General features: G+C 69.8%; 16 protein-coding genes. 11 read left to right on the top strand and 5 right to left on the bottom strand.

From position 1 onward, the window contains the following. Positions 1 to 100: 100 nt before the first annotated feature. The 3 genes from ACFWBT_RS37645 to ACFWBT_RS37635 form a co-directional block, all read right to left on the bottom strand. Positions 101 to 502, bottom strand: a complete 402-nt coding sequence (locus tag ACFWBT_RS37645) for an STAS domain-containing protein (protein WP_385707698.1) — start codon at positions 500 to 502, stop codon at positions 101 to 103. A gap of 93 nt (positions 503 to 595) precedes the next feature. Further along, positions 596 to 724: a hypothetical protein gene (locus ACFWBT_RS37640; protein WP_385707696.1), complete on the bottom strand. Its 129-nt coding sequence runs from the start codon at positions 722 to 724 to the stop codon at positions 596 to 598. A gap of 224 nt (positions 725 to 948) precedes the next feature. After that, positions 949 to 1,095 (bottom strand): hypothetical protein, encoded by a 147-nt coding sequence (locus ACFWBT_RS37635; protein WP_385707694.1) that lies wholly within the window; start codon positions 1,093 to 1,095, stop codon positions 949 to 951. A gap of 313 nt (positions 1,096 to 1,408) precedes the next feature. Between ACFWBT_RS37635 and ACFWBT_RS37630 the strand changes: the two genes are divergently transcribed. Next, positions 1,409 to 1,768, top strand: coding sequence for a hypothetical protein (locus ACFWBT_RS37630; RefSeq protein WP_385707692.1), 360 nt, complete (start codon positions 1,409 to 1,411; stop codon positions 1,766 to 1,768). 182 nt (positions 1,769 to 1,950) lie between these two features. Here the strand turns inward: ACFWBT_RS37630 and ACFWBT_RS37625 are convergent, their stop codons facing one another. Together ACFWBT_RS37625 and ACFWBT_RS37620 are read right to left on the bottom strand one after the other, a co-directional pair. Next, entirely contained in the window at positions 1,951 to 2,535 is a 585-nt protein-coding gene (locus ACFWBT_RS37625) for a DUF4383 domain-containing protein (RefSeq protein WP_385707690.1), read from the bottom strand. A 120-nt stretch (positions 2,536 to 2,655) separates the two neighbouring features. After that, the gene (locus tag ACFWBT_RS37620; protein ID WP_385707688.1) at positions 2,656 to 3,117 is read right to left on the bottom strand and encodes an SRPBCC family protein; all 462 of its coding nucleotides are present in this window, start codon (positions 3,115 to 3,117) and stop codon (positions 2,656 to 2,658) included. 181 nt (positions 3,118 to 3,298) lie between these two features. Between ACFWBT_RS37620 and ACFWBT_RS37615 the strand changes: the two genes are divergently transcribed. The 10 genes from ACFWBT_RS37615 (at position 3,299) to ACFWBT_RS37570 (ending at position 11,021) form a co-directional block, all read left to right on the top strand. After that, positions 3,299 to 3,475: a hypothetical protein gene (locus ACFWBT_RS37615; RefSeq protein ID WP_266754985.1), complete on the top strand. Its 177-nt coding sequence runs from the start codon at positions 3,299 to 3,301 to the stop codon at positions 3,473 to 3,475. A 178-nt stretch (positions 3,476 to 3,653) separates the two neighbouring features. Beyond that, complete coding sequence (locus tag ACFWBT_RS37610; protein WP_385707699.1) at positions 3,654 to 5,321, top strand: PP2C family protein-serine/threonine phosphatase; 1,668 nt, start codon at positions 3,654 to 3,656, stop codon at positions 5,319 to 5,321. After that, the gene (locus ACFWBT_RS37605) at positions 5,318 to 6,427 is read left to right on the top strand and encodes a B12-binding domain-containing protein (RefSeq protein WP_385707686.1); all 1,110 of its coding nucleotides are present in this window, start codon (positions 5,318 to 5,320) and stop codon (positions 6,425 to 6,427) included. The genes ACFWBT_RS37610 and ACFWBT_RS37605 overlap by 4 nt, the downstream gene beginning before the upstream one ends. Beyond that, positions 6,424 to 6,807, top strand: coding sequence for an STAS domain-containing protein (locus tag ACFWBT_RS37600; RefSeq protein WP_385707684.1), 384 nt, complete (start codon positions 6,424 to 6,426; stop codon positions 6,805 to 6,807). The genes ACFWBT_RS37605 and ACFWBT_RS37600 overlap by 4 nt, the downstream gene beginning before the upstream one ends. Positions 6,808 to 7,017: 210 nt before the next feature. Continuing rightward, entirely contained in the window at positions 7,018 to 7,383 is a 366-nt protein-coding gene (locus tag ACFWBT_RS37595; protein WP_385707683.1) for a PRC-barrel domain-containing protein, read from the top strand. A gap of 156 nt (positions 7,384 to 7,539) precedes the next feature. Next, positions 7,540 to 7,911 carry an STAS domain-containing protein gene (locus tag ACFWBT_RS37590; protein WP_385707681.1) on the top strand — a complete coding sequence of 124 codons (372 nt, stop codon included), beginning with the start codon at positions 7,540 to 7,542 and terminating at the stop codon, positions 7,909 to 7,911. An 80-nt stretch (positions 7,912 to 7,991) separates the two neighbouring features. Further along, entirely contained in the window at positions 7,992 to 8,444 is a 453-nt protein-coding gene (locus tag ACFWBT_RS37585; protein ID WP_385707680.1) for an ATP-binding protein, read from the top strand. Between the two features lie 359 nt (positions 8,445 to 8,803). After that, positions 8,804 to 9,463 carry a fasciclin domain-containing protein gene (locus tag ACFWBT_RS37580; RefSeq protein ID WP_385707678.1) on the top strand — a complete coding sequence of 220 codons (660 nt, stop codon included), beginning with the start codon at positions 8,804 to 8,806 and terminating at the stop codon, positions 9,461 to 9,463. A gap of 278 nt (positions 9,464 to 9,741) precedes the next feature. Beyond that, a complete protein-coding gene (locus ACFWBT_RS37575; RefSeq protein WP_385707677.1) occupies positions 9,742 to 10,665 on the top strand; it encodes a YihY/virulence factor BrkB family protein in 924 nt (307 codons plus the stop codon). A gap of 77 nt (positions 10,666 to 10,742) precedes the next feature. Then, entirely contained in the window at positions 10,743 to 11,021 is a 279-nt protein-coding gene (locus ACFWBT_RS37570; protein WP_385707675.1) for a GlsB/YeaQ/YmgE family stress response membrane protein, read from the top strand. Positions 11,022 to 11,038: the final 17 nt, after the last annotated feature.

Genomic DNA, 11,038 nt, shown 5'->3' with positions numbered 1-11,038 from the left:
CCACCCGGCCGGGTGGTGACCCCCACTTCATGAACACCCCACTTGATGAAAGGCGGTGAGGAGAACAAGTCGATCAGGAGAACAAGTCGGCCGGAAGAACTCAGGACGACGGTATCCCCGACCGCTCCTCTTCCGTCCGCCACGAGTCCACCAGCGCCAGCGCCTCGTCGACGCTTTCCGACACGGGCACGGTGAGACTGACCCCGGTGAGGTCCAGAATCCGTCGCACGGCCGGTGTGGGAGCGATGACGTGGACGCTGCCCGCCGTCTTGCGGGTTTCCTGGTAACTCCGCAGGACGACGTTCATGCCCGACGAGTCCATGAACGGAACGGCCGAGAAGTCGAGCAGGAACCGGCGGCGTCCGTGATGGAACTGGTTCGCCAGATGATGCTGCAACTCTGTCGCCGTATCGACGTCGAGCGAGCCTTCGACGGTCAGCAGGGCGACGTCGTCCCGGGGCAGGGTGACGTCGATGGACAACGGATTCAGGTCTCCGGGCACGGATACTCCTCCATCGGCAACGGGTAGGACGGCTGGCTACCCCGATTGTTCGGTTCGACGCATATGAATGCGGTGAAGGCCGGACGGTGCGTGCTACTCGCCGCGATGTCGCCAGTACCAGACCAGGCCCACGACGAAGGCACACAGGAAGAAGAGGGGCAGGATCAGTCCTGGGACGCGGGCCGCCGTCATGACGGGGATCCGGCAGGAGAACAGGCCCATGGGGACCAGGTGTTGGCCATTTCTTTCCGCTTTCGACGAGCTGCCGGCCACCGGGGCGCGCGACGGCGGGACGCCCGACGGCGGCCGCGCCCAGGTGGCGAGGGCTCAATGATGGCGGGAAGATCGGGCAACGGACCCGGCCGGGAGCGGCTGGACCTGTGTGCGAGGAGATCCGGCGGGGACGGCCGCGACGCCAGGGCACGGATCGATCCGGCCGGCCTCGGTCAACGGCGCCCGCGCAGCTTGCCGAACAGTCGTTGCGCCTGGGCCCGGCGTCGCGGATCCGCCGCCGCGCGCCGTATCTCCTCGGCGGTGCGCTGTCCCTGGGGACTCCTGGCGAACTGCTTGAGGCGTTCCATCATTCCAGGCATGACGGTCCTTCCGATGTGGGGTGACGGGCTTCCTGCATGCCCCGCCTACCCCATGACCGCGTGGTCAGGCCCGGCGCGCCGACGCCGTCGACGGGCGCTCCCGGCGAGGTGGGGGAGCGTTCGTGCTGGGTGGCCGGTCGCGCGCCCTTCATTCGAACGGCTGAACTACCTTGTCGGCTCCCGATCGTTCTCCTGCTGTGAGCATCGTCGAGGCGGAGATGAGGAATCGATGAGCCGACACCGCAAGGGCCGTAGGCACCGCAAGGTGAACATGACGCCGCGTCCGGTCGGACCGAGGAGATCGCCGCGCGCAGTGCAGGAGCGGACGGCCACGCGTGACATGCGGGTGACCCCGGTCGCGTCCCCGATCCCCGAGCAGAACAAGAGCGGGGAAAAGGTCGGCGCCGTCTCCAGGAAGGTGAGCGAAAGCGGCCTGAGCCGCCACGCCGTACGCACCTGGCAGCGGTTGGCGGAAGCCGGCTCCGGCGGGGTCGAGGTCGCTGAGCTCACCGCGGCCGTGGGCTTCCAGCGCTCCACCGTGCTCGGGCACCTGAAGGGTCTGGCCGAACTGGGCCTGGCCGAGGGCCACGAGAGCGGGTGGCGGGCGACCGGTCCGGTGGACGGCGCGGTGGCGCCCCACACCGTACGGGCTTCTGCCGGGAGCATGTCCTAGGACGCCGGCCCGAGAGGGGGGCTTGTCCGGGAGTCCGCCCGGGCAAGCCCCCCTCGTCGTGCGCTGCGTGGCCCCCTCGTCGTCCGCCGCGTGGCCCGCCGCGTCGCCCGTCCGCTCTCCGGTCGGCCCGGCCGGCCTTCGCGTCGGTGTCGAGCCGTCGGTGTCCCGGTGGGGCGGACGGTTCACTTGCCGTGGTGCGGGCCGGGAGCGCCGGTCGCCCCCCGGAGGGCCGTCGGTGTCGTACCGGTCGGCAGCGCTCCGCCCGGAGTCCGCAGCCTGCGCTGGGCGAGGGATTCCTGGGCGGCTTCGTGCGGGTGACGACTCTGCCAGTACGGGTTGTCGTGCGGCAGCTTGCTCGACACGCGTCCGTACATGCCGAACGTCAGGATCACCAGCCCCATGACAAAGCTGAAGACGACGTTGGTCATGCCGAAGTCGAGGACGTTGGCGGGCCGGTCGAGGATGAAGATGTGGACGAATCCGCTGAGCAGGAACAGGGTTCCCACGACCATGTTGAGGGTGGAGGCGACGTTCCCGCCGATGACGCCGCCGGCGATCAGGGCCAGGCCGACCAGCACGGAGATCAGACTGAGGGCACCGTTGGTCGACATGCCCGCGATGCTCTCCCCGTCCGTGTCGAACGGACTGAGCTCGTCGGCGAAACCGAGGATGCCGAAGAGCAGCAGGACCACCCCGCAGAAGGCGGCACCCCATCGGTACACGGCACCCAGCTGGTGATCGACGGGCAGTTCGTCCTGGAGCTTCATCGCTCGTCCCTTCGTGCGGCGGGAGGGCACGTGTGGAAGAGTGCCCATTCTCTCGCATTTCGCCCTTTTATTCCGGAGAAGGCCGCCACGCGGTTGCGCCGTCTTCCCGGAACGGCGGGATCAGCCCGGCAGGCCCCCACCGGAGCCGAAATGCCTGTTCAATGCCGTCGGCATCCGGCGGGCCACCCCGTCTCCCAGGCGCTCGAATTCCCTGCGCAGGAACGGGGACGCCAGTCGGGCCATGCCGTGGAATTCGATGCGGGCCCGGTAGGTGAGGAGGGTCGCGCCGTTCTCCTCGCGGAAGGCCAGGTCGTCGGTGGAGGTGGCGGTCCGGTTCCGCCCGACGAAGGTCAGCCGCAGGTCCTCGAGCCGGACCAGTCGGTAACAGAGTTCGGTGCGCCGTCCGCGGAACGTCGAGACGTTGTGCCATTCGGCACCCTTCGTGACGGGGGCGCCGGCTCTGGTCGGACGGCAGCTCACCGTGCCCGGGTCCCATTCCTCCGTGTGCGAGAAGTCCGCGAGGTAGGCCACCACCTCCGGCAGGGGGTGGTGCAGGGTGAGCGTGCGTTCGACTTCGACCATGGAGCTTCCCTTTCGCGGAGTTCGAGGCAGACACCTCCCGGAGTAGGGGGGTCCACTTGTCTTCCCGGTGGGAACGCGGGACGGATGCAGCCGATTCGCCACGCGACGTAGTGTCGGGCGGCTTTCTCGGGGCATTCGGACCCCATCGCTTCGACAATCGACCATCCACGAGGGAGATCTCATGCTCGGCATCGCCGCCGCCGTACTGCTGTTCATCGCATTCCTGATCAATGCCGCCGACATTTCGACCAACGACGTGTTCACGTCGACCAATGTGATGCTCATAGGGCTGGCCCTGCTCGCTCTGCACCTCTCCGGCGTCGGCGGTGGCTGGGCGACGCGCAGCCGTCGACGCTGACCGCCGGGGCGGGGTCCCGTCGGCGGGCGTTCGCGACGGAACCCCGGCCGGGGGACCCCTGTTCGAGTGAGATGGCGTGGGCGACTTGCAGTGACACGGTCCGCCGCGAGATGGTTGTCGGACGGAAACAATCTGTCGTCCGGAAAGGTGGTGGGCCCGCAGACGCGGGCCCTTGCTCGTGGACACTTCCCAGCAGCCTCCTGCCAGCCCGCACGGCGCCGGTCCGGGCGCCACGTGGGGTTCCGCCCCCTACCCCGTGGTGGTCGCGGACCCATCCGGCGGCGTGGTCGAGCTGAACGCCGCCGCGACCGTCCTCTTCCCGGGCGCGATCACCGGCGCGTGGCTGCAGGACGTGGTCCCCGCGTGGATCGCCGACGCGCACACGCGGCTACGGGTCCCAGTGCCCGGACCCCGGAGCTCCGGGACCGGCTCGCCCGCGCACGGCCGGGTCGGCGACCGGACCTTCGAGGCACACCCCACCCGCACGGACGACGGCGACGTCATGTGGTGGCTGGTGGACGACACCGACCGGCGGCTGGCGGAGGACGCCCTCAGAATCGAACGCGAGCGCACCGCCTTCCTGGCCGGCGCGTCCAGCGCCCTGCTGTCGTCACTGAATGTCGAGCGGTGCATGGAGGTCACGGCCCGACTGGCCGCCGAGCACCTCGCCGACGCCGCCGTGATCGTCGCTCCGCCGCGCGGCCGCAAGGTCCCGCTGACGTTCTGCGGGCCCGACGGCGCCGTGGTGCACCGAACCATGCGGGACGACGTGGAGCAGTTGCCCGGGCTCAGTGACGCCCTGCGTGGTTTCCCGCCCGTGCCGTCCCGCTGGATCGACCCGTCGACCGTCCCCGGGTGGGTCCTTCCGGACGGATTCACGGAACCGGTCGGCTCGGCGGTCGTGACGCCGCTGCCCGGCCACGGAGTGCCCGCGGGCGCCTTGATCCTGCTCCGGTCGAGCCACCGTGCCGCCTTCACGGAGAGCGAGGAGATCTTCGCCCGCCTCTTCGCCTCGCGCGCGGGTGCGGCCATGTCGGCGGCCCGGATGTACGCCGAACAGGCGGCCATCACGACGACGTTGATGCGCGAGCTGCTGCCGCCCCGGCTGCACACCGTGCACGGCGTCGAGTTCGCCGGGAAGTACCGCCCCGCGGGCCGGACCGAACGGGTCGGCGGTGACTTCTACGACGTCCACCCCGGTACGGACGAAGGACAGGAGTCCCTCGTCGTCCTCGGGGACGTCTGCGGCAAGGGACTCGAGGCCGCCGTGCTGACGGGCAAGATCCGCAACACGGTGCAGGCGCTCCTGCCGCTGGCCCAGGACCATCAGCGGCTTCTGGGACTGCTCAACGGGGCGTTGATGAACTCCCATCACACACGGTTCGCCACCCTCGTCATGGCCTCCGTCGTACGCCGCGCAGGCATCGTCCATCTGCGCGTCACCAGCGCGGGACATCCCCCGCCGCTGATCGTGCGGGCCGACGGCGCGGTCGAGCAGGCCAAGACGCGCGGGACACTCGTCGGCGCCTTCTGGGACATCAGCTCCGTCACGGCCCATGTCGAACTGGCGCCGGGCGAGACCTGCCTCTTCTTCACGGACGGCATCACCGAGGCCAGGGGCGGACCCCTGGGGGACGAACTCTTCGGCGTCGAGAGGCTGGAGACGGCGCTCGCCCAGTGCGCCGGCATGCCGGCCGAGGCCGTCGTGGAGCACGTCCAGATGCTCGCCGCGCAATGGGTCGGACGCGGCGGCCACGACGACATGGCGACCGTCGCGGTCACCGCACCCCACCACGCGCACCTGAGCGCGGTGAACGGCCACACTCGGGGCAGGTACACAGGATGAGCAGCCCTTCCCTCCGGCACCCCGGCGGTGTGGCGCTCGGTCACGCCCGTGAGCGTCTGTGGTCAGCCGTCCACGAGGGCGACGAGCGTCGCGCCGCGACCGTCGTCCTCGACGCGCTGGAGTCGGCGGGCGACGCCGAGGCCGTCCTTCTCGACCTGATCGCCCCGGTGCAGGCGAGGGTCGGCACGGAGTGGGCGGCGAACCGGCTCACCGTCGCGCAGGAACACACCGCCACCGCCATCCACGAGCGGGTCATCGCCGCCCTCGCCCACCACCCCGACCACCGGAGAGAGAGCCCGCACGGTCCTCGCGTCACGGTGGCCTGCGTGGACGGCGAGTGGCACGCGCTGCCGGCCAGGCTCCTCGCGGAGGTGCTGCGGCTGCGCGGATGGCGGGTGGACTTCCTCGGCGCGCACGTGCCGACCCCGCACCTCATCGCGGAGCTGCACCGGACCGGACCGCGGGCGGTGGCGCTCTCCTCCTCGATCCCCACCCATCTGCCCACGGCGCACACGGCCATCACGGCCTGTCAGGCCGCGGGTGTGCCCGTCATCGCGGGCGGCGCCGCCTTCGGCCCCGACGGCCGTTACGCCCGCGCCCTGGGGGCCGACGGATGGGCCCCCGACGCCGGCAGAGCGGCGACCGTACTCGAACGGGGCCTCGACCGCCCCGACCCCATGACCGCGCATCAGACGGTGGACGACCTGCCGCACCTGGCCGACCAGGAGTACACGATCGTCGCCCGCACGGCGCACCGGCTCGTCAAGGAGACGCTGACGGAACTGGAGGACCGGTTCCATCCGATGCGCGGCTACACCGAGCGGCAACGCCGGCACACCGCCGAGGACCTCGCGCACATCGTCGAGTACCTGGCCACCGCCCTGTACGTCGCCGACCACGAACTGTTCACGAGGTTCATCCTCTGGACCGCCGACATCCTCACCGCGCGCCGCGTCCCCGCGCACAGCCTCGACCCCGCTCTCGACCTGCTGGCCCTGCAGCTCAAGGATTTCCCGCGCGCCTGCCGCACGCTGGCCCACGCGCGGGAGGCGCTCGGAACCCGAACGCCGACACCCACGATCCCCGGCCCCGGAAAGCCCGCATGACCACTTCGCATCCCCCCACGTTCACGCTGACCGTCCAGGACGAGCCCACCGCACTGGTGATCCACGTCGGCGGAGATCTCGACTACGAGACGTGCGACGAGCTGATGAGGACCGCCGACCAGCGCCTCGCCGACCGGCGCACCGCACAAGGGCGACTCCTCGAGCTGCGCGTGGACTTCACCGGTCTCGACAGCATCGACTCCATGGGCCTGTCCACCCTGCTGATGATCCGACGCCGTACCGACGCGGCGGGTGTACGGCTGCACCTCGACGGACGTCCTCCCGGCCTGGAGCGCCTGCTGGAGATCACCGGAACGCTGGACTACCTCACGGCGCCCTGCGACGTCAGCAAGGGGGAGCGGCGTCCCGGAGCCGGCTGAGGGGGCGTACGCCGCGGGTGTCCACGCGGGTGTGCGGCGTCAAGGCCGCTGATTCGCACGGGAATTCCACCGAATGCGGACCGGATTGCAGGGTAACTGCAGCTCAGAGGCGGCACGGCGGCGGATTCCCGCCCGCGGGCCCTCTCCCTGCCGCGCCCCTTCATGGGCGAGCTGTCGGCAGGAAGCCCCGGCGAGCTGACGGAGGAAGACATGACGGTCGACAGAATCTGGTCGTACGCACCGGAGTTCAACCATCCCGAAGTGCATGAACTGGCGGGTTACAGCGTCGAGGCGACCGACGGGACCATAGGCCACGTCGACCGGCAGGTGGACGATTCCGGGATGCGGCACCTGGTCGTGGACACCGGCGTCTGGGTGTTCGGGAAGAGCGTGCTGGTACCCGTGGGTGTCGTCGCCGGCATCGACACCGAGTCGCAGAAGATCACCGTCGCGTGCACCCGCGAGGAGATCAAATCGGCACCCGTGTTCAAGACCGACCGAGAGACCCTCGACCCCGCGTACCTGTCCAGTGTCGGCAGCTACTACCGAAGCCTGCCGCCGAGGCAGCCCGCGTGAGCCGTCGTGAGGTGCCGTACGACGGCGTGAAAGCGACAGCCGGTGGTCGCGCATCCGGAACCGGGGCCCGTGCCGAAACGCGTGGGGGACACGTGGTGTCCATCAGGCCCGGCCGGATGGGCGCCCTGGCACGAGCAGACCGGAAAGAGTGTTCATATGCCCGACGGGTTGGAGGCCACCGTGACCCACGGGGCGGCCCAAGACGCCTTCGTCGTGCGTGTGGGCGGCGACATCGATCACGAGAGCGCGTTCCAACTGGAAGGGGCCCTGGACCAGGCGCAACGGGCGGGCTCCACGCGTACGGTGGTCGATCTGTCGGAGACGGCCTTCGCGGACTCGTCGATCCTGCACATCCTCCTCGAAGCACAGCGCGCGCACCGGGCCCGCGGCACGCTCATGGTGGTGTGCGGGCCCTTGAGTGACATCGTTCGGAGGCTCTTCGACGTGACAGGGACCGAGGGCTTCTTCGTTCTCGCCGACAGTGTCCAGGCGGCGCTGGAACTCCCGGACCCGGCGACCGGGCGATGAGCCCGGCCGACCCCACTCCCGCGCCCGACCGGAGTCCGGGAGCGGGCGGTCCGGGGGGATCCGACCACAGGGACACCGGGATGATGAACCAGAACGACGCACCCCAGCTCGCCTCGCTCACCGCACCGCCCGCCCGTCCGCCCACGAGCATCGCGATCACCAGCGCCGCGACCGCACGCCGGCACGTCCAGGAGATGCTGCGCGAACGCGGAGGCACCCGGTCGGGCGACGCGGACCAGGAAGCGGTCATCGACCTGCTGCTGGTGGTCTCGGAGCTCGTCACGAACGCGATCCGGCACGGCGACGGACTCGCCGGATTCGAGGCGTCCTTCACCGACGGCGGCGTACGTCTGTCCGTGCGCGACAACAGCGATGTCGTCCCCGCCCACGCCTACGGCACCGGCGAGATCCCGAAGACCCACCAGGCGAACGGCTACGGGTGGCCCCTGATCATCCGTCTCTCCCGCACCGTCGCCGTCGAACCGTGCCCCGAGGGCGGCAAGACGATCCACGTGTTCGTCCCCCTGACCTGACCCGGTCTAAATCGAGCCCCGCCCCGTTCCTCGCCTGCCTGCCTGCCTGCCTGCCTGCCTGTCGGGGGCGGGCGGGAGCGCATGTGGCGCGTTGTCCGAAGCTGCGCGGCTCCCGGATTGGTCATGGCGCGTATTTCCCTCGAATCGGTGATTGCCGATCCGCCGACCAATCCATGGCCGCCCCGGTGCCGGATTCCCCGTGTGAGCCGAGATCCGAAGAGTTCGATGCGCGCCCCAGGGCCCGCGGCCGGCGCCTCGCAGAGGTCCGCCTTTTCGTTCTCGTAGGAATTTCCGCTCGAAAACCACGGCATTCCCAGGTACGCGCCGCGAATGCTGCTTCGTTCCGACAGGAGAACCTCATGAACATGCATATCCGTCGTGTCGCGATGGCCGTTGTCACCGCCGCTGTGCTGCCGATCGCACTGACGGCCTGTTCCGACGACGGCAAGGACAGCGGCGCGTCGAGTTCCGCGAAGGCATCGGCCTCGGCCTCCGTCCCGGACGGGGAGTCGGCCGGTTCGGCGGGGATGGCCGGGAGTTCTGACGAGCCGTTCGGTCCGGGGTGCGCCTCGGTGCCGAAGGACGGGGCGGGGTCGTTCGACGGGATGGCGAAGGACCCGGTGGCGACGGCGGCGTCGAACAACCCCGCGTTGTCGACCCTGGTGTCGGCGGTGAAGAAGGCGGGTCTGGTGGACACGCTGAACAACGCCGAGAACATCACGGTGTTCGCGCCGACGAACGACGCGTTCGCGAAGATTCCGAAGGCGACGCTGGACAAGGTGCTCGCGGACAAGGCGCAGTTGACGAAAATTCTGACGTATCACGTCGTGGGTCAGAAGCTGGCGCCGAAGGACCTGGAGAACGGTTCGTTCGAGACGCTGGAGAAGAGCAAGCTCACGACGAGCGGATCGGGGGAGTCGTACACGGTGAACGACTCCGCGAAGGTGGTGTGCGGCAATGTGAAGACCGCCAACGCGAACGTGTACGTCATCGACACCGTCCTGATGCCCACGAGCTGACACGGCGGCGCGCTCCGGCCCCGCGGTCGACAACCGCGGGACTGCCAGGAGTTTCCTGTGGCGGGCAGGGAAGTAGGGAGTGGCCGGGACAGGCATCTGTTCCGGCCACTCCGTTCGGCCCCGACAGACAGGGGGCCGAGGACGCCGGGGAACCGGCGGTGAGAGGTGAGGGATGAGCAGAACGATCGTCACAGTGTTCGCGCAGGCACGGGACGCGGCCGCCCCGTGCCGGGTCCCCACCCGGGTCCGGATCGGCAACCGCCCCCACCGGACCGCGCATGTCCGCTGAATCCGGGCCGAACAGCGCCATCGACGCGGTCCGCCCGGTACGGCCCCGCCGGTTCGGGCCACGGCCGCCCGACCTCTGGTGGCCGGCGCTGCGCCGCACGCCGGTCTCGATGTGGAACGACGACATCTCCGACTGGGCGGCCGCGCTGACGTACTACGCGATCCTGGCGGTCCTGCCGGCCATGCTCGTCATGGTCATCGCCTTCGGCCTGATCAGCCCGGACACGGCGGATCAGTTCATCGCGCACGTCACGGCGTACGCACCGGCACAGTCGGGAGCCGAACTGCACCAGGCGCTGGGGGAGATGGTGCGCCAGCGATCCGCCGCCTGGACGCTCCTGGTCACCGGTTCGGCGAGCGCGCTCTGGTCGGCGTCCAGTTACCTCGCGGTGTTCCGCCGAGCCCTGCACCGCATGCACGACGTGGCGGACCGCCGCTCGGCCTGGCGGACCGCGCCCCGTCTGGTGCTGACCGCCCTGGCGTTGCTCGGGCTGCTCGTCGTGAGCGCGCTCGTCCTGCTGCTGACCGGACCCGTGGCCGAGGCCGTCGGCCGCGTACTCGGGGTGGACGCCCCCGTGGCCGTGGCGTGGGGCGTGCTCCGCTGGCCCGTGCTCATGTGTCTGGTGGCCCTGCTGGTCCTCGTCGTGTTCCACACGGGTCCGATGCCCGCCCGCCGTCGCCGTCACAGCCTGCCCGGCGGCGTCCTGGCGGCGTTCCTCTGGCTGGGCGTGTCCGCCGGATTCGCCCTGTACGCCTCCGTCCTCGGCGCCTACAGCAGGCTCTACGGCTCTCTCGCCGGCCTCGTGGTCTTCCTCGTGTGGCTGTGGCTGTCCAACCTCGCGCTGCTGGCCGGCGCGCAGTTCACGGCCGAACTGAGCGGGGCTGCGGCGGCGAGGAAACCGGCAACAGTTTGAGGTTCGAAGGTTTGTTCCGGCCCGGACGGCGCACACGGACTGAGGAAGTCACATCCTGTACGGACGGTGGAGGAACAGTGGGAATCATCGCTTGGATTCTGATCGGGTTGCTTGCCGGTGCCATCGCCAAGCTGCTCCTGCCGGGCAAGGACCCGGGCGGGATCATCATCACGATGCTGATCGGTATCGCCGGGGGTCTGCTGGGCGGCTGGCTGGGCAAGGTCATCTTCGACGTCGATTCGGTCGACGGGTTCTTCGAGGTGTCGACCTGGATCGCCGCCATCGTCGGCTCGCTGATTCTGCTGATTCTGTACCGGGCGCTGACGGGCAACCGCCGGTCGCACCGCCACGCGTAATTGAGCCCCTGGGCTCC

The sequence above is a fragment of the Streptomyces sp. NPDC060027 genome, from assembly GCF_042737005.1.
In the GTDB taxonomy this organism is placed as follows: Bacteria; Actinomycetota; Actinomycetes; order Streptomycetales; family Streptomycetaceae; genus Streptomyces.
The sequence above is the reverse complement of the archived record's forward strand: the minus strand, read 5'-3'. Positions and strand labels throughout refer to the sequence as shown.